The organism is Agromyces intestinalis (assembly GCF_008365295.1).
Taxonomy (GTDB): Bacteria; Actinomycetota; Actinomycetes; order Actinomycetales; family Microbacteriaceae; genus Agromyces; species Agromyces intestinalis.
The window spans coordinates 1957681-1983366 of sequence record NZ_CP043505.1; the positions used below are offsets into that span (position 1 = coordinate 1957681).

The window sequence follows — 25686 nt, forward strand, 5'->3', positions numbered from 1 at the left end:
GCGAATACGATGGGGGGATGCACCACGTGGCGGCCGCGCTCGACCGGCTCTCGGAGCTCGCCGCTTCGCCGACCGTCTCGACCCTCGCTGCAGCGTTCGACGCGGCCGGGCACGAACTCGCCCTCGTCGGCGGACCGGTTCGCGACGCCTTCCTCGGGCGGTCGACGAACGACCTCGACTTCACGACGGATGCCACGCCCGACGAGATCCTCGCGATCGTCAAGCCGATCGCCGAAGCGCACTGGGACATCGGGCGGCAGTTCGGCACCATCGGCGCGAAGATCGCGCGCGAAACCGTCGAGATCACGACCTACCGTGCCGACACCTACGACGGGGCATCCCGCAAGCCCGACGTCGTCTTCGGCGACACGATCGAGGGCGATCTCGTGCGCCGCGACTTCACCGTGAACGCGCTCGCGCTGCGGCTGCCCAAGCTCGAGCTCGTCGACCCGTCGGGCGGGGTCGACGACCTGCTCGCCGGCGTGCTGCGCACGCCCTCGGCGCCCGAGGTGTCGTTCGGGGACGACCCGCTTCGCATGATGCGGGCGGCGCGATTCGCGGCGCAGCTCGGCTTCTCGGTCGCCGAACCGGCGGTCGCGGCGATGACCGAACTCGCCGGGGCGATCGAGCGGATCTCGGCCGAACGCGTGCGGGATGAGCTGACCAAGCTGCTGTCGACCGCATCGCCGGTGCGCGGCATCCGCCTGCTCGTCGATTCGGGCATCGCCGACCGGGTGCTGCCCGAGCTCCCCGCGCTGCGCCTCGAACGCGACGAGCATCACCGCCACAAGGACGTGTACGAGCACAGCCTGACCGTGCTCGAGCAGGCCATCGACTACGAGGTGGCGCGCGGCCGGCTCGACTCCCCCGACCTCGTGGTGCGTCTCGCCGCACTGCTGCACGACATCGGCAAGCCGCGCACACGCCGGTTCGAGCCGGGCGGCGCGGTGACGTTCCACCATCACGATGCGGTCGGCGCGAAGCTCGCCCGCAAGCGGCTTCGCGCGCTGCGGTTCGACAACGACACGGTCGACGCGGTCGCCAGGCTCATCGAGCTGCACCTGCGCTTCTTCGGCTATACGGATGCCTCGTGGAGCGACTCGGCCGTACGACGCTACGTGCGCGACGCGGGGCCGGCCGACCAGCTCGAGCGGCTGCACATCCTGTCGCGCGCCGACGTGACGACCCGCAACCGGCGCAAGGCCGACATGCTGTCGTTCGCCTACGACGACCTCGAGCAGCGCATCGCCGAGCTCGCCGAGCAGGAGGAGCTGGCCGCGGTGCGGCCCGAACTCGACGGGCAGCAGATCATGGCGATTCTCGGCGTGCCGCCGGGGCCGGTCGTGGGCGAGGCCTACCGGTTCTTGCTCGACGTGCGCCTCGACGAGGGGCCGATCGGTGAAGATGCCGCGCGTGAGCGCCTGCTGGAGTGGTGGGCCGCGCGCGGCGCGTAGACCGCCCGTCCTCCCCCTCCCCCTCCCCCTCCCCCTCCCTCTCCCTCTCCCTCTCCCTCTCCCTCTCCCTCTCCCTCTCTCCCTCTCCCTCCGGCGAATGTTTCCGTTCGCGCACCGTGTTTCCGTTCGAGCGGAAACACGGTGACGGAGGGGAAACACTCGGCGGAGCATCCGGTGGGTGCGTGTCAGGAGTCCTCCTCAACCGGGGGTGATCCCGCGTGCGGTTCGCACAGGCCAGGCGCATCCGTCTCGCTGCGGGCGCACCTGTCGGAAGGATGTCGGGATGTCACTTCCCGAACCTGAACCGCTGATCAGGGCGGCCGATCTGCGGTCCATCGGCGCGGATCTGCGAGCCGAGCCGCCCGGGACGCTTCACCGGTTGCGCCGTGGTGTCTATGTGACTACGCAGAACTGGCAGCAGGCGAAGCGGGAGCAGCGCCATCGCATGATGCTCACCGCAGTGGCGGCCACGCGCACGGTCGATCCGGTGTTCTCCCATGTCTCTGCGGCGGTGATCTGGGGTATCCCGGTCGTCGGTCCGCACCTCGACCGAGTGCACCTCCAGACCGCGGGGCGGTCGGTCGCCCGCACGAAGAACGGGGTCGTGTGGCATCACGACGCTCTCGAAGCCGACGATGTCGTCGAGATGAGCGGAATGCTCGTCACGTCCTACGAACGAACGCTCGTCGACCTCGCCCGTACATTGCCCTTCGCGTCGGCCGTCGCAGCGGTCGATCACGGCATCCGCGCGCGACGATCCCCTGATGGACTCGGCGTGATCGTGATCGAGAAGGAACGCCTGCTCGAGGCGGTCGCCGAACTCGGCCGGGCCCGCGGTGTCCGCCCGGCTCGCGCCTCGATCGGGTTCGCCGATGCGCGTTCAGCCTCGCCCGGCGAATCCATCAGCCGCGCGAACATCCACGTGCTGCGCTTTCCGGCCCCCGACCTTCAGGTCGCATTCCCGCGGGCCGACGGCGGCAAGGATGTGGCCGACTTCGACTGGCCCGATCACGGCGCCTTCGGGGAGTTCGACGGGTTCGGCAAGTACTTCAAGGCCGAGTTCACCGGTGGGCGGCCGATCGCCGAGATCGTGGCGGAGGAGAAAGCGCGAGAGAACCGCATCAGGAAGCACCGGCCGTTCGGCGCGCGATGGGATTGGCCGATCGCGATGCGACCCGAACTCCTGCGGCGCGAACTCCTGGATGCGGGCCTGCGCCCGCTCGCGTGACTGCGCTCCCGCCCGCGTGACCTCGCTCCCGCCCGACCACCTGTCCTGCGCCCGGCCCGTCGCGCCCGCCGAATGTTTCCGTTCGCGCAGGAGGTTTCCGCCGTGCGGGAAACACGGTGCGCGAACGGAAACATTCGACGGTTCAGGGGGCGGGGGTGTCAGATCGTGGCCCAGTCGTCGTGCATCTTGCGGAGGTGCTTCACCGTCGCGGATTGCGCGTCACCGATGGCCGGTCTGGTAGGCCGCGACGTGGAACACGGCCGGGCTGTCGACCGCGCGGAAACGGCGACATCTGGGCGCCCCTCTGGGTCGAGAATCGTCGTACGAGGCGAGGCGAGGCGAGGCGAGGCGGGCCGTGCGGAATCGATCGCTCGACGGGTCCACATCCACCGCGGCGTACACATCGATTCGGCGCTCCAGCGCATACAGCGCGGTCACCGGCATGGCTCGGAGGCTGCGCCCACTCCAGAGCTTCTGCAGTGAGGAATCCTCAACACAAGGCGACGCGATCCCACACCAGTCACGAGTTCGACCCGAGGCATTCTCGCCTCGAATGGCGGCTGGCCGGGGCATCCGTTACACTTGACAGGTTGCCCGTGTGCCGCAGTCGCGGCCTCCACGACGCACAGTATGAACACCCTCCTGCTCCCGAGACACGCTCGGGGGCCGCTGAGTCCGAAGGAGGTGGGTACGTCATGCACCAGTACGAGCTGATGGTCATCCTCGATCCCGAGATCGACGAGCGCACCGTTGCTCCCAGCCTCGACAAGTTCCTGAACGTCATCCGCAACGACGGTGGCACCGTCGACAAGGTCGACATCTGGGGACGCCGTCGTCTGGCCTACGAGATCAAGAAGAAGGCCGAGGGCATCTACGCCGTCGTCGACTTCACCGCCGAGCCCGCGACGACCAAGGAGCTCGACCGCCAGCTGAACCTCAGCGAGGCCGTCATGCGCACCAAGGTCCTGCGTGCCGAGGAGGCGATCGCCCAGGTCGCCGCCGCGAAGCAGGCCGAAGAGGCCCGCGCCGCGAAGAAGGCCGCCGCTGCGGCCAAGGCTCCCGTCAAGAAGGACGCCTAGTCCTCATGGCCGGCGAGACCATCATCACCGTGGTGGGCAACCTCACCGCCGATCCCGAGCTGCGCTACACGCAGAACGGGCTGGCGGTCGCGAACTTCACCATCGCGTCCACTCCCCGCACGTTCGACCGTCAGGCGAACGAGTGGAAGGACGGCGAGGCGCTGTTCCTCCGCGCGAGCTGCTGGCGTGAGTTCGCCGAGCACGTGGCGGGTTCGCTCACCAAGGGTTCGCGGGTCATCGCTTCCGGTCGTCTCAAGCAGCGCTCGTACGACGACAAGGACGGCCAGCGCCGTACCGTCATCGAGCTCGAGATCGACGAGATCGGTCCGAGCCTGCGGTACGCGACGGCCTCCATCACGCGCGCTCCGTCGAATCGCGGCGCGGGCGGCGGCTCCTTCGGGGGCGGCCAGTCCGACGACGCGTGGGCTCCCAGCGCTCCGGCCGCCCAGCAGGGCGGCGGCGGCGCGGCCGGCGACGTGTGGAACACGCCCGGCACGAACTACGGCGACGAGACGCCCTTCTAGGCCGCACGCGGCCGGCGGCCGGATGCCTCGCAGCGAGACATCCGTCGCTTGAATCAGATTCACTCAGACAGGAAAGAACCATGGCTGGAAAGAGCAGCGGCGACCGCCGCAAGCCTCGCGGTGGCAAGGGCGCGAAGAACGCCGCCCCCGCGAAGTCCGTCAAGGTCGGCGTCATCGACTACAAGGATGTCGCGACCCTTCGGAAGTTCATCTCGGAGCGCGGCAAGATCCGCGCCCGTCGCATCACCGGTGTCTCCGTGCAGGAGCAGCGCCTCATCGCCCGCGCCGTCAAGAACGCGCGTGAGATGGCGCTCCTGCCCTACTCGGGCTCGGGCCGCTAAGGAGTAGGACGATGGCAAAGGTTATTCTCACGCACGAGGTCACCGGCCTCGGTGCCGCGGGCGATGTGGTCGAGGTCAAGAACGGGTACGCCCGCAACTACCTCGTTCCGCAGGGCTTCGCGACGCCGTGGACCCGTGGTGGCCAGAAGCAGGTCGAGCAGATCAAGGCCGCGCGCGCTGCGCGCGAGCTGCACTCGCTCGAGGACGCTCAGGCCCTCAAGGCCAAGCTCGAGGACGGCAAGGTCAAGCTGACCGTCAAGGCCGGCCTCGGCGGCCGCCTGTTCGGCTCGGTGAAGACGGCGGATGTCGCGGCTGCGGTCGCGGCGGCCGGCATCGGCGAGCTCGACAAGCGCAAGATCGAGATCCCGACCCCCATCAAGGCGGTCGGCGAGCACGAGGCGACGGTTCGTCTTCGCGACGACCTCACCGCGACGATCACCCTCCAGGTGGTCGCGGCGAAGTAGTCGCTCGCGCCCTGCGGGCGCGCATGCGGCACGTTGCACGAAGCGGCGGTTCCCTTCGGGGAGCCGCCGCTTCGACGTCTGCGGGCGAGTCTCTCGCTCGCTGGGGATCCGCTGCGACTTGTACACCCGCGGTGCACCTCGACGCAAGAGTGTTGCTCGGGTTTTCGACAGTGTTGTGCACAGGTGCGCAACGCTGTGGAAAGGAGATCAGAAGAAGTTTTCCCCCACAGGTGTGGAGAGTTTTTTCGGCTGATCAGATCAGAATTCAACCCGTGTAATTCACGCAATTTCCACAGTTCTCCACAGGTGGATTGCACATGATCGTCGGCGTTTCGCCCATTTTGCTCACAGAGTTATCCACAGGCCAGCTTGTGCCCCGGGCAGGTGCGTCCCTATCGTGAAGCAGCGTCCCGATCGGTGGCCTGGGGGAATGAGCCGCCGGCCCGTGTGGGTGGTCGATGGTACGACTGTCCACAGGTACGAACGCGTGCCCGCGCAGGCGGGCCGAACGGAGGTCATGGAGTTGTCGCTCGCGCACATCGGGATCGCCGAACCTGAGGACGGCGACGCCCGACGAGGCGAACGCACTCCCCCCCACGACCTGCTCGCCGAACAGAGCGCCCTCGGCGGCATGATGCTCTCGAAGGACGCGGTCGCCGACGTCATCGAGACCATCCGCGGCGTCGACTTCTACGTGCCGAAGCACGAGACGATCTTCAACGCGATCCTCTCGCTGTACTCGCACGGCGAGCCGACCGACGTCATCGCCGTCACCGACGAACTCACCAAGACGGGCGAACTGCAGCGCGCCGGCGGTGTCGAGTACCTGCACACGCTCACCAGCCTCGTGCCGACCGCTGCGAACGCCGGGTTCTACGCGCAGATCGTCGCCGAGCGGGCGCTGCTGCGCCGGCTCGTCGAGGCCGGTACCCGCATCGTGCAGATGGGGTACGCGGGCGAGGGCGAGGTCACCGAGCTCGTCAACAACGCCCAGGCCGAGATCTACGGAGTCACCGGCTCGGTCGAGAGTGAAGACTACGTGCCGCTCAACGAGGCCCTCGGCCTCGCCGTCGAAGAGATGGAGGCCGCGCAGCACAGCGACGGGTCGGTCGGCGTGCCGACCGGCTTCCGCGACCTCGACGACCTGACGAACGGGTTCCACCCCGGCCAGATGATCATCGTGGCCGCCCGCCCCGCGATGGGCAAGTCGACCCTCGCGCTCGACTTCGCGCGCTCCGCGGCGATCGGGCATCAGCTGCCGACGATCTTCTTCTCACTCGAGATGGGCAAGGCCGAGATCGCGATGCGCCTGCTCTCGGCCGAGGCATCCGTGCCGTTGCAGAAGGTGCGCAAGGGCGACCTGCACAACGAAGACTGGACGACCATCGCCCGGGTGCGCAGCAACATCTCGAGCGCGCCGCTCTACCTGGATGACTCGCCGAACATGACGCTCGTCGAGATCAGAGCGAAGTGCCGTCGGCTGAAGCAGCGCGTGGGCCTGAAGATGGTCGTCATCGACTACCTGCAGCTCATGACGAGCGGCAAGAAGGTCGAGAGCCGCCAGCAGGAGGTCGCCGAGTTCTCGCGTGCGCTGAAGCTCCTCGCGAAAGAGCTGCAGGTGCCCGTCATCGCGCTGTCGCAGCTGAACCGTGGGCCCGAGCAGCGCGCCGACAAGCGCCCCGCGCTGAGCGACCTGCGCGAGTCGGGCTCGATCGAGCAGGACGCCGACATGGTGATCCTGCTGCACCGCGAGAGCGTCTACGAGCGCGACAGCCCTCGCCAGGGCGAGGCCGACCTCATCGTCGCCAAGCACCGAAACGGCCCGACGCGGGATATCGAGGTGGCGTTCCTCGGCCACTTCTCGCGGTTCGCGGACATGGTGCAGGTCTAGGCGGGGTTTGACGGGTGTCGTGACCATGCGCGCGTTGTCGACGGCGCGGATTCGGGAGTTCTTACCCGGAGTGCGGTGAAGTCTGCCGCGAGTAGTACGCCGGTCGATCCCGAGATCCCATCTCATCTCAGACCGCACTGATCGAGGGTGGTCGACCAGAGGGTAGCGTGGCCGCATGGCCACATGGCGCGGGCTAGACAGAAGTCGTCTTCGTGGTGCCTCCGGCAGGGCTCGTCGGGCAGTGTCTTCCGTGGGGGCAGCTCTTGAGGGCGTGGGGGCATCTCTTGAGGGTCTTGCTGCTGCGGTGCTGATGACGGCGTCGATCTATTTCATCGAAAGCCAGCCGGGCGTGGGCACCGCGGTGGACACAGCCACCTCTGATCTCAGTTGGTACGGCGATCCGGGCAATCGCGCCACGGTGGAGTTCGGGCTGAGCGTGGGCGTGCTCGGCATGGTTTCGTTCTTGTGGTTCATCGCGGTGATTCGTCGACGGCTTGCTGAACGCGAAGACAAGTTCTATGCGACCGTCTTTCTCGGCAGTGGCATCGTGTTCGCGATCCTGGCGACGACTGCTGCGGTATGCGCGGCCGCTCCGACCTTGGTCGCTCGCTTCGGCGGTGAGGAGAGCCTGAACGATTCGACTGTTGCGCTCGCGCACGGCCTCTGGTTCGGGCTCTGGGGGATCTCTGCGTCCAGGTTCGCCGGGGTGTTCATGATGGTGACGTCCACCCTCGCCCTGCGCTTCGAAGCACTTCCGGTCTGGCTCGCCCGTATCGGACAAGGGCTTGGCGTGTTGCTCACCATCACTGGTGCGTTTGCGGGTCCACTCGACTTTCTCTTTTCAACCTGGCTCGCATTGGTCAGCATCACGCTGCTCTTCAGCGGTCGGGACAGGTCTGCTCGTGCGGACAACGGGGCGCACGCATAGCGGTGCAGACCGCCGACCCTCACTGAGACACTCCCCATAGCGTGATGGAGATGCCCGTCCAGATAGAGACGCTGTGGCGGCTCGCGCCGAGCGCGACCAACACAGGGGCGGTGATCTGCCTGGCGAGCACGAGCCATGGAAGGGCGATCTCATGTTAAATGTGAGTCACGGCGGTCGCGGATCGATCGGGGTCACGTCGGCCGCGACGGATGGATGTGGGGTTGACGAACGAGCAGGGGCCGAACGAGCGACTCGAGCGTCTCGCGCCGAGTGATCCGAAGGGCTACGACGAGCGGCGTCGCGCGCGCATCATGGCCGCGGGGGGAGTGCGGGGGCTCGTCGCGTTCTTCAAGGCGCGTGTGTACGCGATGTTCACCGGCCTGGCGATCCTGACGGTCTTCATCGGCACACATCCGGAACCGCAACGTGTCTTCCTGTCGCTCGTCCTCGGCGTGGCCGGCATCGTGGTCGCGGGATTGGTCTCGGAGATCGTGGGGTACTACGTCGTCTACGGTGAATTCGCTTCCCGGGCCGGTCTGATGCTCTCGCTGCGCGTCGCGGCGGCTGCGCTCGGCACGCTCGTCGTGCCGGCCGCTCTCATCGGCGCCGTGTGGCTGGGATGGATACCGCTCGACGTGGCACTCTGGACGGCTGCCTGGGTCTACGTCGCCGAACTGGGCGCAATCGGTCTGCTCGCGTTTCGTGGTGCGACGTCGTCGGGACGGTGGAAGAAGCTGCTCGCGTTGGAGGCGCTGTTCGTACTCGGACTCCTGGTGCTTCTCGTGCAGATGCTCGCGAAGGCGGTGTGACGCGACCCCGTCCGCGAAGTCGTGCCGTCCACCTCCACCGTCTTCGTGAAGTCGGGCATCTCGCGGTGATATGCCGACTGCTCGTCGTCACCCCGAGGCCCGAGCTTCAACCGACCGCCTCGGCGAGGATCTCGTCGAAGTGGTCGAAGATCAGCAGGTGACCCTCGTCGGGGATGAAGTGCGTGGTGCAGTGCGGCAGGTTCGCCTCGAGGTAGCGACCCCAGGCGACCGGGACGTTCCGATCGTCTTCGCCCTGCCACAAGATGATGGGCATCGACACCTCGCTGAGGGCGAATCCCCACGGGCGGGTGAGGATCGTCAGGTCCCACGCGGGACCACGCGCGCTCGTGCGATAGGCCTCTGCGTACATCGCGGGCATGATCGGCGCGATCTCCGGCCGCGCCATGATCGCCCGGTCGTTCGGCGACATCTGCGCGATGACGGGAGCAACCGCCTTGTGCGGGTCGGTCAGCGCTTGCCTGCGCTGCATCGAGAGCATCGCGCTGACGAGCCGAGGCGCGCGACGGGCCAGCCACATGGTCGACTTGAGCTGCCGAGTAAGGTTCCCGAAGACAGTGGGGTCGGCGAGCGGTGCCATTCCGGCGATGATCGTCGCGGTCGTGAGCCTGCCCGGGATGGCTGAGGCACAGGCGAGCGCGAATGGTCCGCCGCCCGACATCCCCATGACGGCGAACCTCTCGATCCCGAGTGCATCTGCGAGAGCTGTCACGTCCTCCGGCCAGTCGAGGAGGTGCCGATCGGGCTGGAAGTCGCTCAGCCCATGCCCGGGTCGATCCACGGCGATGATCCGGACGCCGCGGGCCAGGGCGATCGAGTCATCGGGATGGTGCTCCAGCCGCGAGCTCTGCGTTCCGTGGAAGAAGAAGACTGGATGCCCCACCGGATCGCCGTACTGCGCGTAGCCGAGGCGGCGGCCGTCCGAGAGCGTCACGGTGGAGGAGGACTCTGCAGATCGGTCGCCCACGCGGCTGCCTTCCTCATCGTCGAGTCAGCGAGCGAGGAATCCGGTTGCCCACGGCTGGCCCCACCGCCCGCGTCGTGCCCACGATAGCGGAAGCGGAAGTCCGCGCGCTTGCAGGGGTTGACGCCCGGGCACCCGTAGCCTCACGACATGTCGAGATCTGCCCTGCGGGTGAAGCCAGGGATGGCGATCTCCTCCACGCTCGAGACCTTGCTGTTCCACATACCTCTGGAACATCGTTCTGATCGCCACCGTGCTTCTGGTGGAGCAGATCCTGGACGGGACCGTCTACTCCCGAAGGGGGAGCAGGCGCCGAGATCGACGCTTGCGGGGAAAGACCCGGGTAATCTCCTCGGCACGTGAAACTTCGGGAGCGACCCCGTCGCTAACCTGAGGGAACCATGAACAAGTCTCTTATCGTCGGGTCCGCCCTACCGGCCCGCGACAGTGCGCAGCAGAAGCTCGCCGAGGGTATCCGATGAGCCGGACCTTCGACCTCGTCTACGCGACCTCCCGGCTTCGAGTCGAGCTCGCCGACGGAGCCGATCTCAGCCGGACGCTCGCATTCCTCGGCACGCACTTCCGTGCAGAAGAGCTCTCTCCGGCCGAGGAACCGCTCGCGACGCTCCACGTCTCCGCACTTCGCGCAGCGGAGCGCGACGAGACGTCCGACCCCGATGACGCGGCCGGCGAGCCCATCTACGTGCGCAAGAGCGCGAGCCCGTTCTTCACGATCGAGGCGAATCGTGTGCGCAACCCGGACGGCACCGAGACGGTGGTCTGCACGCGTGCAGGCACGCGCCTCCGGTTCGACCCGCAAGCCCGGCGCATCGAGGTGACAGTCTCCGCCGAGGGATGGCTCGACGTCGTCGAACTCGTGCGCGACCTCATCCTCCGCGATCAAGAGAATCGCGGCGCGGTCGTGCTGCACGCCACTGCTGCGGCACACGACGGAGGTGTGGTGCTCGTCAGCGGATCGAAGGGAGCCGGGAAGAGCACGATCCTGCTCGAACTCGTCGAGCACTTCGGCTACCGCGTCCTGAGCGGCGACAAAGCGCTCGTCGTCGAGGGTCCGAACGGCATCGTGGTACAGGGATGGCCCGACTACCCGCACCTCGGTTACGCCACGATCACGAAGTTCGACGGGCTGCCGGCCATCGCGGGCATCGACCCCGAGGCATCCGCTCCCGAGGGCCACGCGTTCTCACCCTTCAACAAGTACGCGGTCGATCCGGTCGGATTCCGGGAGCGGTTCCCGAGCGCGGAGCCCGATGATCGGTGGGTGCCCGTCGCAATCCTGGAGCCGGCCATCGGCCCCGGTGAGGCCACCCGGGTGCAGCCGATCGTCGAGTCGGCGGAGGAGCGCGTGCGGGGACTGGACGCGAACGATGAGTCGCCGTTCGACGGGACGCACGCCGGATGGATCCGGTTCGTGCCCGACCTCCGTGCCGCGCAGCGCGAGCGTCGGGCTCGGATTCTCGCCGCACTGGCGACGGTGCCCGCGTGGCGGGTCGACGGGCCGGGCGACCTCGTCGACCTGCCGTTCGTCACCCCGCGCCACCCGGCTCATGCGTGAACTCGAGATTCCGAGTTCCGGGCTCAACACGGCGATCGACGTCACCGACGACGTTGCCGCGGCGCTCGGTGAGTTGGACGCGGCGCCCGGCCTGGTCGGCGTCTACGCGCACGGGTCCAGCCTCGGGCTCGTGCTCATGCGCTTCGAGCCCGGAACGGTGCAGGACCTGCTCGCAGCGCTCGAGAAGGTCGCACCGCTCACGACGCGGTACGCCCACGAACTCACCACCGGAGACCCGAACGGCGCCGCCCACATCCGATCGAGGGAAACCTGCAGCCGGACGCCGAAGACGGTGATCGCCGAGCCCTGAGTCCCGCGCGCATGCCATGCTGGGGTGGCGCGGCAGGCGCGTTCGACGGATCGCGGAGGTGCGTGGTGAACCGAGACTCCACATCCGTTCGGATCGGCGTGCTCGGCGCAGCGCGCATCGTCGAGACCGCGCTGGTCGAGCCTGGCCACGAGGTCGACGGCGTGGTCATCGGATGCATCGCGGCACGCGACTCGCATCGTGCCCGCGCGTACGCCGAGCGCCACGGAATCCCGACCGTGCACGCCACGTACGAGGATCTGCTCGCCGATCCCGACGTGGACGCGGTCTACGTGCCGCTGCCGGCCGCGCTGCACGCGCGGTGGACGCTCGCCGCGCTGGATGCCGGCAAGCACGTGCTCGTCGAGAAGCCGTTCACCAGCAATGCCCGCACCGCCGAGCAGGTCGCGCGAGCAGCGGCGGGAGCCGGCACGCTCGTGATGGAGGCGTATCACTCGCACTACCACCCCCTCATCGGGCGAGTCCGCGACCTCCTCGCATCGGACGAGATCGGTCGGCCGGTGTCGGCTTACGCGTCGTTCTGCGTGCCCATCCCGCCCGGAAGGAACATCCGGTGGGATCTCGCGCTCGGCGGCGGCGGACTGCTCGACATCGGGTACTACCCGGTTCGCGCCCTGACCGAGCTATTCGGCGAACCTGAGGACGTGTTGCAGGCGCGAGCCTGGCTCCGCGGCGGCGTCGACCGGCGGCTGGAGGCGACGCTCGTCTACGCCGGGGGCGTGACGGGATCGATCGTCTCGTCGATGTGGTCGCGCCGGCTCGTCGAGAAGCGGCTCGTCATCGAGGGCGACGCCGGCCGTATCCGGGTGTCGTCGCCGTACCATCCGCATCGCGGAGCGCGCATCCGCGTCGACGGTCGGCGCGGCAGCCGCGTCGAGGGCACCGACCGGCGCAGTACCTACTCGTACCAGCTCGAGGCGTTCCGCGACGCCGTGCTGTCGAGGCATCCCGTCGCCACCGATGCTGCGGCCGCGGTGCGCCACGCGCACACGCTCGATCAGCTCTACGCCGCCGCGGGACTGGCCCCCCGGCCCTGACGCGCCGCGCGCCGCGTGCGACCGCGCGCCATGCGCGACGCGCCGCGCGCGACCTGCGCCACCGAAGTCGACCGGGTCGGGAATCCACAGGCGTGCGCGACGGTTCTTTCCGATCAGCAGCGAGGAGCAGCGCATGGCAGACGAGGCGGTCATCGGTCGCGGGCTGGTCGGGCATGACGAGTTCGTCACGACCGCCGACGCGCGTCGCCTGCGCACGATGGTCGGGGGCAGTGGCGACGACCTCGTCGTGCTCGAGGCCGGTCTCGGGCTGAGCGGACTGTACTGGGGCCCGGTGCACGAGGCCATCGCCGAACGGGCGCGCGTCGTCGCCTATGAACGGGCCGGGTTCGGCGCGAGTTCGCCCGACGACCGCCCGCGCGACCTCGCCCGGCTCGTCGCCGACCTCGAGACGGTCGTCGACGCGCACCCGCACCGCCGGCTCGTGCTCGTCGGCCACAGCTGGGGCGGGCCGGTCGTTCGAGTGCTCGCGGCACGTCGCCGCGAGCGGGGCGACCGGCCGGCGGGTGTCGTGCTCGTCGACCAGAGCGACGAGCACTCGTCGTTGTACTTCGGCTCGGCCGCGCGACGGCAGTTCGCCGCCCAGGCTGCGCTGATGGTGCCGCTGGCGCGCATGCGTCTGCTCTCGGCGCTGTCGCGCGGTCTCGTCGCGGGTCTCGCCGAGCCGATGCGGCGCGCGGTGCTGGCCGCATCGACCTCGGTGTCGGCCGCCCGTGCGACCGCCGCCGAGCAGCGCCACGTCATCGACGGCCTGGACGCGCTGCGGGCACGCCCGCTCGACCTCGGTGACATCCCCGTGAGCGTGATCTCGGGCCAGCGCACCGGTGCGCTCGACGCCAGGGTGCGGGCCTCGATCGTGGACGCCCACCGGGAGACGGCCCGCCGGCTCGCCGGGGGCCGGTACGTCCCGGCCGAGCTCTCGGGCCATATGGTGCCGATCAGCGAGCCAGGACTCGTCGCCTCGGAGGCGCTCTCACATCTGTGACCGATGCGCTGGAATCACCGTGAACCACGCATACCGCGCCGAAGTCCACTCCCCGGTGTCGAGCGGCTCGAATCGATTCGATAGGATGTCACGCGGTGCTCTTCGTGGCATCCGTCCGTCGACCCTCCCTCCGACCTCGCGACCCGCCCCGAGAGCATCCAATGGCCAGAACCCTCACCACCGGCGCGCCCTGGCGCGTCATCCTCGTCTTCGCCGTGCCCCTGCTGCTCGGCAACGTCGTGCAGCAGCTCTACCAGGTCGCCGACGCGATCGTCGTCGGCCGGCATCTCGGCGTCGACTCGCTCGCCGCGGTCGGCGCGACGGGAAGCCTGCTGTTCCTCTTGCTCGGCTTCTCGTGGGGGGTCACCTCGGGTCTGGCGATCCCGACCGCGCAGGCGTTCGGCGCGCGCGACCACGATGCCGTGCGCCGCTCGGTCGCGACCGGCACGCTGATCACCGGCGCGATGAGCATCGTGCTCACCGTGGGTGCTCCGATCATCGCCGGGCCCGCGCTCGAGCTGCTGCAGACGCCGCCCGAGCTGCTGCCCGAGGCGACGGTCTTCACCCAGGTCAGCTTTCTCGGGGCATCCACCATGATGTTCTTCAACTACCTGTCGGCGATCATCCGTGCGATCGGCGACTCGCGCACGCCGCTGGTGTTCCTGACCGTGGCGTGCGGCCTCAACATCGCGCTGGTCCTCGTCATGGTCGGCGTGCTCGACTGGGGCGTCGCCGGCGCTGCGCTCGCGACGGTGGTCGCGCAGGCGGTCTCGGTCGCGCTCTGCCTCGAGTTCGTGCGCCGCCGGGTTCCGGTGCTGCACGTGCGTCGCGCCGACTGGCGGGTGACGCGGGCGGATGTCTCGGAGCACCTGCGCGTCGGCCTGCCGATGGGGTTCCAGGCGTCGATCATCGCCATCGGCACGCTCACCGTGCAGGTCGCGCTGAACAGCCTCGGTGCCGGCGCAGTGGCGGCCTACACGACGGGCGCCCGCGTCGACTCGCTCGCGGTCGCGCTGCTGCAGTCGCTGGGCCTGGCCGTCTCGATGTTCACGGCGCAGAACCTCGGCGGACGCCGACCCGATCGCATCCGCCGTGGCGTCGTACAGGCGACCTGGATGTCGATCGCCGCCGCACTGGTGCTCGGCGCCCTGCTGATCCTGTTCGGCTCGCACCTCGTCGGACTCTTCGTCGGCGACGCGGCCGGGGCCGAGTCGGTTGTCGCCGACGCGGCACTGATGCTCACGATCAACGGCCTGACCTATACCGCCCTCGGGGTGCTGTTCGTGCTGCGCGGTGCGCTGCAGGGCCTCGGGCACACGATGGTGCCCACGATCACGGGCGTGATCGAACTGGTGATGCGGGTCGGCGCTGCCGTCGTGCTCGGGTCGATGTTCGGGTTCGTCGGCGTGGTCTGGAGCAACCCCCTCGCCTGGCTGGGCGCGGTGGTGCTGCTCGTGCCCGCGTACGTGCGCGAGCACCGTCGCCTCGCGCGCATGCGCGTCGAGCCGCGCACCGCGACGCCGACGACGCCGATCCAGGTGGTCGGTCCGGTCGACGGGTCGATGACGGTCGACACCGTCGTGACCGGCGCGATCCCCGTGCAGGATGCCGCGGCCGAGGTCGGCGGCGGGAAGCGCCGGCGGCGAGGCATCCGCTCGCTGCGCACCCGCACCCGTACCGGGGTACGGGGTCGAGATGGCTCATGCGTGTGATGCGACCTGACCCGCCTCGCACGTACGCTCCCCTCATCGGTCGGATCCAACGGCCGGCGACGAGGGACACTCCCTCGCGGCGTTCGTCTGGCTCTCCATTCGTTCGTTCGGACGAAGAGATGAGCGCAGATGAGCCTGCAGGTCCTGGAGCGCCCCGAGGGCGCCGAACTCACCGGCACCCTGACGCCGGTCATCCGCACCGCCGGTCGACGTCGCGATGACGCGATCGACCCCGCTCAGAGCGGGTTCGCCAGGCTGTCGCGACAGATCAAGGCCGAGGGGCTGCTCGATCGGCACGTCGGCTTCTACGTGCGCAAGACCGTGCTCTGGGCCCTCGTCGCGGCGGCTTCGATCGGGGCATCCCTGCTCATCGGCGACTCCTGGTGGCAGCTGCTCGTCGCAGCCGTCCTCGGCGTGGTGTTCACGCAGTTCGCGTTCATGGCGCACGAGGCATCCCACCGTCAGGTCTTCCGCTCGGGCCCCGCGAACGACTGGGCCGGGCTCATCCTCGCGAACCTCGTCGTCGGCATCAGCTACAGCTGGTGGATGAACAAGCACACCCGACACCACGGCAACCCGAACGTGATCGGCCGCGACCCCGACATCCAGAAGGACACCATCTCGTTCCTCGAGGAGGACGCCGCGGCCAGCCGCGGGCTCGTGCGGCTCATCACGCGCAAGCAGGGGTACCTCTTCTTCCCGCTGCTGCTGCTCGAGGGCATCAACCTGCACGCACACGGTATCCGGCACGTGCTCGGCGCGGCGCCGGTGAAGCGCCGCCGGCTCGAGATCGCGCTCATCGCGGTGCGCCTGATCGGCGTCACGGCGCTCGTGTTCTGGGCGTTCCCGCCGCTGCTCGCGGCCGTCTTCCTGCTCGTGCAGCTCGGTGTGTTCGGCGTCTACATGGGTGCATCCTTCGCCCCCAACCACAAGGGCATGCCGCTCATCGGCCGTGGCGTGCGCGTCGACTTCCTCGAGCGCCAGGTGCTGACGAGCCGCAACATCCGCGGCGGCTGGTTCATCGACGCCGCCATGGGCGGTCTCAACTACCAGGTCGAGCACCACCTGTTCCCGAGCATGGCGCGGCCGGCCCTCGCCCGCACCCAGGAGATCGTGCGCGAGTACTGCCGCGAGAACGACGTGCGCTACACCGAGACCGGGCTCATCGAGTCGTACGGCATCGTCATCGCGTACCTGAACCGGGTCGGCCTCGCCGCGCGCGACCCCTTCGACTGCCCGATGATCGACGCGTACCGCCGCCGCGACTGAGCAGGCAGCCTGCCAGCACTGAGGCCGATTTGCGCGACTGAGCCCGGTCCAAACCGACCTCAGTCGCGCAAATCGAGCTCCATCGGGCGGAGCCGGCGAGTCGGCGCGCGGGTCGGGCAGGTCAGGCGGGGCCGGCCGGCGGTTGTGGTTCACTGAGCGGATGCCTCGCGCCCGCCCTCACCGTCGCGTTCGGCTCATCGCCGCGCTCGCGGCGTTCGGATGTCTCGGGCTCGGCCTCGCCCTGCAGATCCTCGACCGCACGCCGGTCGTCGACGTGCTCGGCAGCGTGCTGTACGCGGCGCTCATCGGATGCCTCGTGCTCGTCGCGGCCCCGACCCTTCGGCCGTGGGCGGTCGGCGCGATCGCCTATGGGGTGTCCGCCGCGGTCGAGCTGCTGCAGCTGACCGGGCTGCCGGCCGTCGTCGTCGCGGCCGTGCCGCCGGCACGCCTGGTGCTCGGCAGCTCGTTCGACCCATGGGACCTCGTCGCGTACGCCGGCGGCGCCGCGCTGGCGTACGTCGTCGCCGCGCGTGCGCAGGTGAGGCGGCCCCGCATCACTGAGGCCGTTTCGCGTGACTGAGGCCGTTTTGCGTGATTGAGGCCGACCCAGACCGACCTCAGCCGCACGAATCGACCTCCATCGGGCCGACCCCGGTCAGCGCGCCGTGGCCGCCGCCGACTTCTTCTCCGAGATGAGCGCGGCCGCGATCGCACCGACCAGCACCACCGCGGGCAGCAGCCACAGCGTGCCCTGGAAGTCGGCGAGGGTCGGGTCATCCGGCAGGAACTGGCTCGGGATCGACGTGAGCAGCCCGCCGACGATGAAGCAGATGCCGTTGACGATCGCCGAGGCACTGCCGATCAGGTTGGCGGGCACGGCCTCCCCGGCGATCGTGAAGCCGAGCATGTGCGCGCCCGCGAAGAACCCGATCGCGAACATGAACACGAGGGCTGCGCCCTTGCCCTCCTGCGGCAGGTAGATCACCAGCGCGATCGCGACCGCCTGCAGGATGAGGCCGTAGAACGCGGGCCACTTCCGACTCTTCCAGCGGTCGGAGACGATGTTCACGATCGGGGCGCCGATCGCGAGGCCGAGCCAGGCCATCGCGGTGAGGATCGTCGCGAAGTCGGTCTCAGCGCCGTGGGCCTCCATGATGCGCGGCCCCCACAGCGTTCCGACCGCGAGCATCGCGCCGAACGACGCGCCCGCGAGGATCGACGACAGCACCACGCGGATGTTCGCGAACGACTTGCCGAGATCGCGGAAGATCCCGCCGAACACGTTGCCCTGCGGCTTCACGACGGGCACGCCCGGCTCGGGCGCGGGATTGCGCACGAAGAAGATGAAGAGCACCACGAGCAGCACGCCGAACGCGCCGAAGGTGACGAGCAGCTGCTGCCAGGTGATATGCGCCAGCGACGCCTGGATCAGCGGCTGCCCGATCGCCGAGCCCAGCGACGCGAATGTCTGCACGAGGCCGAACATGAGGCCGTACTTCAGCGGGTCGAACCACTTGCCGCCGAGGTATCCGGCGCCGACGAAGCCGAACGACGACCCGACCGCGAGCACGATCTGCGCCGCGACCAGGGTGCCGAAGTTCGTCGTGCCCGCATACAGGAACGCACCGCCGGCGACGAACGCGACCGCGATCGCCAGCAGCGGTCGCGACCCGAACCGGTCGAGCAGCGCGCCCGAGAAGAACTGCGCCAGCGCGAACGCCCACGTGTAGGTCGACGCGGCGAGGCCGACCTGCGAGAGCGACAGATTCGCAGTGTCCTGGATGTTCGGCGAGACGACCGCGTACCCGGTCTGGATCGCGAACAGCCACACCACGAAGATCGTGGCGAGCGACCAGATGAGCCAGGCCTCGGGGCCGCCGATGCGGCGGTGGCCCGTCGACCACCGGTGCGATCCGTGGAAGTACGCGGCGTGGCCGCTCGACGTGACGGGTTCGGTGCTCGTGCCGCTGCTCGTGCTCTGGGACATCGTTCGGATCCTCCCTGGTGCGTCAGTGCTCGTGGCCGTCGCGCGAGTACGCGACCTCGCCGGCGATGAAGGTGGTCTCGATGGTGCGGTCGTCGCCCATGACCGCGAGCACGAACAGCTGCTCCTCGAGCGAGGTGACCTGGCCGCTGCGGAACTCGAGCAGGGGCGTCGCCTTCTTGTCGAGCACGACGAGGTCGGCGGTCTTCCCCGGTTCGATCGACCCGAGCTCGCCCTCGAGTCCGAGCGACTCGGCACCGCCGAGCGTCGCGAGGTACAGCATCTTGATCGAGTCGAGCGGGTACTGCGTGAGCTGCGCGACCTTGTAGGCCTCGTTCATGGTCGACAGCAGCGAGAAGCTCGTGCCCGCGCCGATGTCGGTGCCGAGGCCGACCTTCATCGGGTGGGTGTGGTTCTTCGCCTGGTGCACGTGGAACAGCCCGCTGCCGAGGAACAGATTCGAGGTCGGGCAGTGCGAGATCGCCGCACCGGTCTCGTGCACGCGGATGCGCTCTTGCGGGTTGAGGTGCACGCCGTGCGCGAGCACCGACCCCGGGCGCAGTAGACCGGCCCGGTCGTAGACGTCGAGGTAGCCCTTCGACTCGGGGAACAGCGAGCGCACCCAGGCGATCTCGCCCAGATTCTCGCTGACATGGGTGTGCATGAGGGTGGTCGGATGCTCCTGCAGCAGCGCGGATGCCGCGGCCAGCTGTTCGGGCGTCGAGGTCGGCGCGAACCGGGGCGTCACGGCGTACAGGTTTCGTCCGGTGCCGTGCCAACGCTCGATGAGTGCCTTCGAATCGTCGTAACTCGTCTGGGCGGTGTCGAGCAGGTGCTCGGGCGCGTTGCGGTCCATCATGACCTTGCCGCCGACCATGCGCATGTTGCGCTTTGTCGCCTCCTCGAAGAAGGCGTCGACCGACTGCGGGTAGACGGCGCAGAAGGTGAGCGCGGTGGTCGTGCCGTTCGCGAGCAGCTGGTCGAAGAAGACGGATGCCACGCGCGCGGCATAGTCCGCATCCTCGAACTTCTGCTCGGCCACGAACGTGTAGGTGTTCAGCCAGTCGATGAGCTGGGCGCCGAAGGCGGCGATGATGCCGGTCTGCACGTAGTGCACGTGGGTGTCGATGAATCCCGACGTGATGAGGCCGTCGGGGTAGTGGTCGACGGGCACGTCGTCGGGGATCGCGTCCTTCAGGTCGGCCCAGGGGCCGACGGCGGTGATCACTCCGCCCTGCACGACGATGAGCCCGTCGGTGTGCTCGACGAGCGCGTCGGACGAGAAGAACGGATCACCGGTCAGCGTCACGATGTGCCCGCGGATCGCGTGCGAGTCCTGTCCGGTCGGAAGGTGGTACGGCACGTCCCCCTGCTCTCCGGATCCCCCCGGACCCCTGTTCGCGAGCCTAGATCACGATTCAGCCGATGTGCGAGAACTTCTCAGGAGCGCCGCCGCGACCACGCCGACGAGCAGCACCGCCGGCATGAGCCAGAGCACGCCCTGGTAGTCGGCGATGGTCGGCTCGGCGGGCAGCAGGCTCGAGGGGATCGAGGTGAGCAGGCCCCCGATGATGAAGCAGAAGCCGTTGACGATCGCCGACGCGCTGCCGATCAGCGACCCGTCGACCGATTCGCCGGCGACGGTGAACCCGAGCATCTGCACGCCCGAGAACAGGCCGACCGCGAACATCAGCGTGATCGCCGCGCCGTTGCCCTCGGCGGGCAGGTAGATGACGAGGGTGATCGCGACTGCCTGCAGCAGCAGCCAGATCACCGAGGGCACCTTTCGGCTGTGCCACCGGTCGGAGAGCACATTGATGAGCGGTGCGCCGGCCGCGAGGCCGAGCCACGCGAGCGCGGTGAGCACCGTCGCGAAGTCGGCGCCGGCGCCGCGGGCCTCCATCACGCGCGGCCCCCAGAGAGTGCCGATCGCGAGCATGGTGCCGAAGGCGGCGCCGCCGAACAGCGCCGACAGCACGACGTTGCGGTTGGCGAAGCACTTCCCGAGGTCCGTCAGGATGTCGACGAAGACGTTCCGACGCGGCTCCGAGGCATCCGTCGGCGCGGTCGTCACGACCGGATCGCGCACGAAGACCAGGAACAGCACCACCAGGATGACCCCGAACACGCCGAACGCGAGCAGCAGCTGCTGCCAGCTGAGTGCGCTCAGCAGGGCGAGGATGAGCGGCTGGCCGACGGCCGAGCCGAGGCTCGCGAAGGCCTGCACGAGACCGAACATCAACCCGTACTTGGCAGCCTCGAACCACTTGCCGCCGATGTAGCCGGCGCCGACGAACCCGAACGAGGCGCCGATCGCCAGCACGGCCTGGGCGATCGCGAGGGTGGCGAAGCTCGTGGTGCCTGCATAGAGGAACGCGCCGACGGCGACGAACGCGACGGCGATCGCGAGCAGCGGCCGGCTGCCGAACCGGTCGAGCAGCGAACCCGAGAAGAACTGCACGAGGGCGAACACCCACGTGTACGTCGACGCGGCAAGCCCGACCTGCGCGAGCGTGAGATCGGCCGACTCCTGGATCTCGGGCGACACCACGGCGTACCCGGTCTGGATCGCGAACAACCACACCACGAACGTGGTGGCGAGCACCCAGACGAGCCAGGCCTCGGGGCCGCCGATGCGGCTGACATGCGTCGGAGCCGGGCGATGGGGCGTGATGTAGCCGCTCATGGGCACATCCAACACCACCGCCGCGCGGGGGAACAGGGGCACTCGCCCGAGGCCGACGAACCGCCGGCGCAGAGTACGCTCCCCTCGTGACCGACCACTCCCCCGCCGTCCCTGCCGCTCCCGCTCTCTCGTCCGCTCGCACGTCGCTCGATCTGCGGCCCGCGCTCGAGGCATCCGAACTGCTGGCCGCGCCCGTCTCGCGGGCGCTCGCCGAATTCGCGGCGACCGACCCGGCCGCGGCGGCGCGAGTGCGCGTCGCGCCGATCGACCCGGGCCTGGCCGACACCGCCGAGTTCTGCGCCGCGTACGGCGTCGCGCTCGAGGCATCCGCCAACTGCCTCGTGGTCGCTGGCCGCCGCGGCGACGCGACCACCTACGCCGCGTGCGTCGTGCTCGCGACGACCCGCGCCGACGTGAACGGCGCGGTGCGGCGACTGCTCGACGCGCGCAAGGCGAGCTTCGCGCCGATGGACGACGCGGTGGCCCTCACCGGCATGGAGTACGGCGGCATCACGCCGATCGGCGTGCCCGACGGCTGGCGCGTGCTCGTCGACGCGCGCGTACGCGACGTGCCCGATGCGATCATCGGCGCCGGCATCCGCGGCGCGAAGATCATGCTGCCCGGCGACGTGCTGTGCGCACTGCCCGGGGTCGAGGTCGTCGAGGGGCTGGGGAACGAAATCGGCTGATCAGTTTTCGGGGCGTGGCGCCGCGGCCGCGGCCGGGCCCGTCGCCGCGGCGAGGATGGTCGCGAGCTGCTGCTCGAAGCGTTGCTCGCGGTCGCGGGCCAGGATGCCTCCGGCCGCCGCCGTCAGCGGAGCGTCGTCGCCGAGCGCGGCCGTGCGTTCTGCGAGCGTGTACTCCTGTGGGCGGGAACCCCGCTCCTGTTCCTCGATGACCCAGCCCACGACGAACGCCGTGACGAGTTCGGCTGCGGTCACGGCGTGCTCGAGGTCGACCCCCTGGGCCACGGCTGCGCGCAGCATCGGCTCTTGCGCACGGAGGACGGCGGGGTCGGTCGTCCGGGTGCCGCTGAACGTGCGCGCGCCGTCGCGGTGGGCCAAGTATTCGGTGCGCAGCGCGCGGGCGTAGCCGCCCAGGAGTTCAGGCCACGCGGCGTCGGCGACCGGCTGGCTCGCGGCGATCACCCGTCGCTGGATCTCGGTGCCCATCTCATCGAGCAGCTCCTGCTTGTGCTTCACGTGCCAATAGAGCGCCGGTGCCTGCACGCCGAGTCGCTTGGCCACTGCGCGTACGGTGACGGCGTCGATGCCGTCGTCGTCGAGCACGTCGAGCGCGGCTTCGACGATGCGCGCACGGGTGAGGCCCTTCGGAGCGGTGGTCGCCATGCTTGACACCTTAACAAAGTTAAGCGATGGTGGAGGCGTACTTGAACTTTGTTAAGGAGATCGTGATGCACGCTGCAGTCGTGAATGCGCCGGGTTCGGTCCCGGTGTACGCGGAGTTCGCCGAGCCCTCGCCGGGGCCGGGCCTTCGCGAGTTCGAACTCGTCGGGGCGGGCCTGCATCAGGTCGTGCGGTCGATGGCGGCCGGGGCGCACTACGGCAGCACCGATGCGTACCCGCTGGTGCCGGGGGTCGATGCGGTCGGCCGGGGCGACGACGGCAAGTGCTACTACACCGGGCTCGTGCGCGCGCCGTGGGGCACGATGGCCGAGCGCATGGTCGCGCGATTCGGGATCGAGTTGCCCGATGGCGCCGATCCGCTCGCCGTCGCCGCCGGGATGAATCCGGCCGGCGCCGGATGGATGCCGTTGCAGCAGCAGCTCGAGGCGCGCGGCGAGCTCGGCACCGTCGCAGTGCTCGGCGCCACCGGAATGGCCGGGCGGCTCGCGGTGCAGTCGGCGCTGGCGCTCGGCGCCTCGCGCGTGGTCGCTGCGGGCCGCAATGCCGCCGTGCTCGATGAGCTCGAGGCGCGCGGCGCGCACATCGTGTCGCTCGTCGACCCCGGCGAGGCCCTCGCTGAGGCGTTGCGCGACGACCCGCCGAACCTCGTGCTCGACTTCGTGTGGGGGCCCGTGGCCGAACTGGCGTTCACCGCGTTGGCCCGGCGCGGTGTCGACGAGGACGCAGCCGACATCTCGTACGTGCAGATCGGCGCCGTCGCGGGCGCCATGGCCTCATTGCCCGCTTCGCTCCTTCGCTCGCGGCGCATCCGGGTGTCGGGCAGTGGTGCGGGGTCGGCGTCGATGCACGACGTGCTCCGCACGCTGCCGGGCCTCGTCGAACGCATCGGGCGCGGCGAACTCGACGTCACCTACACGCCTTACCGGCTCGCCGAGGTCGGGCGCGCCTGGGCGCACACCGGGCCGAGCCGGGCGGTCCTCACGCCCTGACCCTTCCGCCTACCTTGCGTGCTCTGGTACCTTGCATCACATGTATCCAGCCGAGCGCGTGCAGACGAACCTCCGCAAGGGGGTGCTCGAGTGGTGCGCGCTCGCCGTGATGCGGGGCGGCGACGTGTACGGACGCGACCTCGCGCGCCGACTCGCCGACCTCGGCCTCCTCGCGAGCGAGGGCTCGCTCTACCCCCTGCTCGCCCGGCTGCGCGAGTCGGGCTGGGTCGAGACGCGCTGGGCCGAATCCGCGAGCGGGCCGCCGCGCCGGTACTACCGGCTGACGGCGGCCGGTGCCGACGCGGTGGTCGAGTTCGAGCGCGCCTGGCGCGACCTCGCCCGCTCGGTCGACACCGCGCTCGCGGTCGTGGCCGAGACCCATGACGACGAGCAGCACGACGAGAAGGGCCGACGGTGACGCAGACGCACGACGAGGTGACCGAGCGCGCCTACCTCGAGGAGGTGCGCCGCGAGGTCGCGGCGATCGATCCGGCGCAGGCCGACGGCATCGTCGCCGAGTTGGCCGAGCACCTTCGCGAGGCGAGGGCGGATGCCGCGGAGCGCGGCGAAGCGTTCGACCTCGACGCCGCGCTCAGCGACCTCGGCGACCCGGCGGTCATCGCGGCGGCGGTCGAGCGGCCCGCAGGCGACCCCGTCGCACCCGCTGGTCGAGGAACGACCGACGACGCTACCGCCGGGCGAGGAGCGACCGACGAAGGAGGGACGGTCTCGAGACCCGACCGCCCCGTGCCGACCGCCGGGGTGCGCCGGTTCCTCGACTCGACGGCGGGGGTTGCGATCACGCTCGTGCTCATCGGGATCCCCGTCATCTCAGCCGGCTTCTGGGCCTTCCTCGTCGGCCTCGTGCTGCTCTGGAACTCGCGGCGCTGGCGGCTGGGCGACAAGGTGTTCGCGACGGTGGCGATCCCGGCGACCATGGCCTTCTTCTTGCTCGTGCTGCGTACGACGGGATTCGGGTACCTCTGGACCGCCCTCGTCCTGGCGCCGCCGGCGATCGCCCTCGTGCTTCTGCTTCGGTTGCGCCGCAGCGCCGACGACCGGTGGCGAGTGCTGCAGGTGCCGCGGGCGCCTCGATACGACGCGCCGCGCGGCGGGGTGCTCGGCGTCGCCGATCGCTGGCCCGGTGCGGTGCTCGCGGTCGCGGCGGTGCCGGTCGCGACGGCCATCGTGACGGTGCCGACGCTGGTGTCGCGCTCGTGGGCCGCGCTGCCCGTCACCGGCTGGATCGCCGCCCTCGTGCTGACCGTCGGAATCGCCGAGCTCCTCGTCTCGCGCGGCTGGAGCACCACCGAGCGGATCCTGGGTGTGCTCGCCACCGGCGCGGCGGGTGCGGTGCTCGCCGTGACGCTGAGCGGAGTGATCGGTTCCATTCCCGGGGTGCGGGCGTGTCAGGGCGATGTCTGTATCGATCTGGCGCCGGGGCTGCCAGACCCCGTCGCGCTGCTCGACCCGCTCGCGCGGTTCGTGCTGCCGTTCGTGCTCGTCGCGGTCGGCTGGGCGGCGGCGCGGTTCCGGTCGGCGCGCGAACAGGTCGATTCGCTCGACGGATGGCCCGCGGCGATCGCTGCAGCGGTCGCGATGCTGTTCGGCGCGGTCGCGGTGGCCGCCGTGTTCGCGCTGCGCACCGCCGAGCCGGCCGCCCCGGGCGAGGTTGCGGGCTCCGCCATCGTGGCGGCGTGGCTCGCGATCGCCGGGTCGTTGCTCTGGCTGGTGGGAGTGATCGTGGTGCTGCGATCGCGTCGCTGGGGCTCGGCCGACCGGTTGATCGCCACGATCTCGGCACCGCTGCTGTGGTTGGGCGCGCTGCTCGTCGTCGACTCGGCGGCGACCGCGGGCGGGCGCTACTACGGCTCCGACCCGAACCCCTCACTGACCGACTCGCTGGCGATCACCGGCGCGTGGCCCGTCGTGCTGGCGATCGCCGGCGCCATGCAGCTCGCGATCGCCGCGCGGCTGCTCGTGGCGGGTCGCCGCCGTCCGCTCGGCTCCTGAGGCTGCGGCGATCGCGGCGGGC

General features: G+C 69.6%; 26 protein-coding genes. 20 read left to right on the forward strand and 6 right to left on the reverse strand.

Features of this window, described 5'->3' with window-relative positions; translation table 11 throughout:
* Positions 1–17 precede the first annotated feature (17 nt).
* Both FLP10_RS08950 and FLP10_RS08960 read left to right on the forward strand, forming a co-directional pair.
* Positions 18–1454 (forward strand): CCA tRNA nucleotidyltransferase, encoded by a 1437-nt coding sequence (locus FLP10_RS08950; protein ID WP_149160551.1) that lies wholly within the window; start codon positions 18–20, stop codon positions 1452–1454.
* Between the two features lie 397 nt (positions 1455–1851).
* Entirely contained in the window at positions 1852–2682 is an 831-nt protein-coding gene (locus FLP10_RS08960) for a hypothetical protein (protein WP_149160553.1), read from the forward strand.
* Positions 2683–2901: 219 nt separating this feature from the next.
* Here the strand turns inward: FLP10_RS08960 and FLP10_RS08965 are convergent, their stop codons facing one another.
* Positions 2902–3126 (reverse strand): hypothetical protein, encoded by a 225-nt coding sequence (locus FLP10_RS08965; protein ID WP_149160554.1) that lies wholly within the window; start codon positions 3124–3126, stop codon positions 2902–2904.
* A 251-nt stretch (positions 3127–3377) separates the two neighbouring features.
* Between FLP10_RS08965 and rpsF the strand changes: the two genes are divergently transcribed.
* The 7 genes from rpsF (at position 3378) to FLP10_RS09000 (ending at position 8718) form a co-directional block, all read left to right on the forward strand.
* A complete protein-coding gene (rpsF, locus tag FLP10_RS08970; RefSeq protein ID WP_149160555.1) occupies positions 3378–3761 on the forward strand; it encodes a 30S ribosomal protein S6 in 384 nt (127 codons plus the stop codon).
* A gap of 5 nt (positions 3762–3766) precedes the next feature.
* A complete protein-coding gene (locus FLP10_RS08975; RefSeq protein ID WP_149160556.1) occupies positions 3767–4285 on the forward strand; it encodes a single-stranded DNA-binding protein in 519 nt (172 codons plus the stop codon).
* An 80-nt stretch (positions 4286–4365) separates the two neighbouring features.
* On the forward strand, positions 4366–4626 hold the full coding sequence (gene rpsR / locus FLP10_RS08980) for a 30S ribosomal protein S18 (protein WP_067947514.1): 261 nt from the start codon (positions 4366–4368) through the stop codon (positions 4624–4626).
* 11 nt (positions 4627–4637) lie between these two features.
* A complete protein-coding gene (rplI, locus tag FLP10_RS08985) occupies positions 4638–5090 on the forward strand; it encodes a 50S ribosomal protein L9 (RefSeq protein WP_149160557.1) in 453 nt (150 codons plus the stop codon).
* Between the two features lie 523 nt (positions 5091–5613).
* Positions 5614–6981, forward strand: a complete 1368-nt coding sequence (dnaB, locus tag FLP10_RS08990; protein WP_149162176.1) for a replicative DNA helicase — start codon at positions 5614–5616, stop codon at positions 6979–6981.
* A 304-nt stretch (positions 6982–7285) separates the two neighbouring features.
* Entirely contained in the window at positions 7286–7909 is a 624-nt protein-coding gene (locus FLP10_RS08995) for a hypothetical protein (RefSeq protein ID WP_149160558.1), read from the forward strand.
* A 221-nt stretch (positions 7910–8130) separates the two neighbouring features.
* The gene (locus FLP10_RS09000) at positions 8131–8718 is read left to right on the forward strand and encodes a hypothetical protein (protein ID WP_149160559.1); all 588 of its coding nucleotides are present in this window, start codon (positions 8131–8133) and stop codon (positions 8716–8718) included.
* 106 nt (positions 8719–8824) lie between these two features.
* On the opposite strand, the gene FLP10_RS09005 is transcribed toward FLP10_RS09000, so the two are convergent.
* Entirely contained in the window at positions 8825–9670 is an 846-nt protein-coding gene (locus FLP10_RS09005; RefSeq protein ID WP_168209145.1) for an alpha/beta fold hydrolase, read from the reverse strand.
* A 508-nt stretch (positions 9671–10178) separates the two neighbouring features.
* Here FLP10_RS09005 and FLP10_RS17410 point away from each other — a divergent pair.
* The 7 genes from FLP10_RS17410 to FLP10_RS09040 all read left to right on the forward strand — a co-directional run bounded on the left by FLP10_RS17410 (position 10179) and on the right by FLP10_RS09040 (position 17205).
* Entirely contained in the window at positions 10179–11276 is a 1098-nt protein-coding gene (locus FLP10_RS17410; protein WP_168209146.1) for a P-loop NTPase family protein, read from the forward strand.
* Complete coding sequence (locus FLP10_RS17415; protein WP_168209147.1) at positions 11269–11586, forward strand: YjbQ family protein; 318 nt, start codon at positions 11269–11271, stop codon at positions 11584–11586. The genes FLP10_RS17410 and FLP10_RS17415 overlap by 8 nt, the downstream gene beginning before the upstream one ends.
* A 65-nt stretch (positions 11587–11651) precedes the next feature.
* Positions 11652–12641 (forward strand): Gfo/Idh/MocA family protein, encoded by a 990-nt coding sequence (locus tag FLP10_RS09020; protein WP_168209148.1) that lies wholly within the window; start codon positions 11652–11654, stop codon positions 12639–12641.
* Between the two features lie 133 nt (positions 12642–12774).
* Positions 12775–13644, forward strand: coding sequence for an alpha/beta fold hydrolase (locus tag FLP10_RS09025; RefSeq protein ID WP_149160564.1), 870 nt, complete (start codon positions 12775–12777; stop codon positions 13642–13644).
* A 161-nt stretch (positions 13645–13805) separates the two neighbouring features.
* Positions 13806–15356: an MATE family efflux transporter gene (locus FLP10_RS09030; protein WP_149160565.1), complete on the forward strand. Its 1551-nt coding sequence runs from the start codon at positions 13806–13808 to the stop codon at positions 15354–15356.
* A 129-nt stretch (positions 15357–15485) separates the two neighbouring features.
* Positions 15486–16625: a fatty acid desaturase family protein gene (locus FLP10_RS09035; protein ID WP_149160566.1), complete on the forward strand. Its 1140-nt coding sequence runs from the start codon at positions 15486–15488 to the stop codon at positions 16623–16625.
* Positions 16626–16785: 160 nt separating this feature from the next.
* Positions 16786–17205, forward strand: coding sequence for a ribosomal maturation YjgA family protein (locus tag FLP10_RS09040; protein ID WP_149160567.1), 420 nt, complete (start codon positions 16786–16788; stop codon positions 17203–17205).
* A gap of 75 nt (positions 17206–17280) precedes the next feature.
* Here FLP10_RS09040 and FLP10_RS09045 read toward each other — a convergent pair whose 3' ends face one another.
* The 3 genes from FLP10_RS09045 to FLP10_RS09055 are packed head-to-tail and all read right to left on the reverse strand — an operon-like array spanning position 17281 to position 21295.
* Positions 17281–18612, reverse strand: a complete 1332-nt coding sequence (locus FLP10_RS09045) for an MFS transporter (protein WP_149160568.1) — start codon at positions 18610–18612, stop codon at positions 17281–17283.
* A gap of 22 nt (positions 18613–18634) precedes the next feature.
* A complete protein-coding gene (guaD, locus tag FLP10_RS09050) occupies positions 18635–19972 on the reverse strand; it encodes a guanine deaminase (RefSeq protein WP_210418363.1) in 1338 nt (445 codons plus the stop codon).
* A gap of 48 nt (positions 19973–20020) precedes the next feature.
* Complete coding sequence (locus tag FLP10_RS09055) at positions 20021–21295, reverse strand: MFS transporter (protein ID WP_149160569.1); 1275 nt, start codon at positions 21293–21295, stop codon at positions 20021–20023.
* 86 nt (positions 21296–21381) lie between these two features.
* Between FLP10_RS09055 and FLP10_RS09060 the strand changes: the two genes are divergently transcribed.
* Entirely contained in the window at positions 21382–21984 is a 603-nt protein-coding gene (locus tag FLP10_RS09060) for a YbaK/EbsC family protein (RefSeq protein ID WP_149160570.1), read from the forward strand.
* Here FLP10_RS09060 and FLP10_RS09065 read toward each other — a convergent pair whose 3' ends face one another.
* The gene (locus FLP10_RS09065; RefSeq protein ID WP_149160571.1) at positions 21985–22644 is read right to left on the reverse strand and encodes a TetR/AcrR family transcriptional regulator C-terminal domain-containing protein; all 660 of its coding nucleotides are present in this window, start codon (positions 22642–22644) and stop codon (positions 21985–21987) included.
* A gap of 65 nt (positions 22645–22709) precedes the next feature.
* Here FLP10_RS09065 and FLP10_RS09070 point away from each other — a divergent pair, with 65 nt between their 5' ends.
* The 3 genes from FLP10_RS09070 to FLP10_RS09080 are packed head-to-tail and all read left to right on the forward strand — an operon-like array spanning position 22710 to position 25664.
* A complete protein-coding gene (locus tag FLP10_RS09070) occupies positions 22710–23651 on the forward strand; it encodes a zinc-binding dehydrogenase (RefSeq protein WP_149160572.1) in 942 nt (313 codons plus the stop codon).
* Positions 23652–23691: 40 nt separating this feature from the next.
* Positions 23692–24069, forward strand: coding sequence for a PadR family transcriptional regulator (locus FLP10_RS09075; protein ID WP_149160573.1), 378 nt, complete (start codon positions 23692–23694; stop codon positions 24067–24069).
* Positions 24066–25664: an HAAS signaling domain-containing protein gene (locus FLP10_RS09080; RefSeq protein WP_149160574.1), complete on the forward strand. Its 1599-nt coding sequence runs from the start codon at positions 24066–24068 to the stop codon at positions 25662–25664. Before FLP10_RS09075 ends, FLP10_RS09080 begins: the two co-directional genes overlap by 4 nt.
* Positions 25665–25686 lie beyond the last annotated feature (22 nt).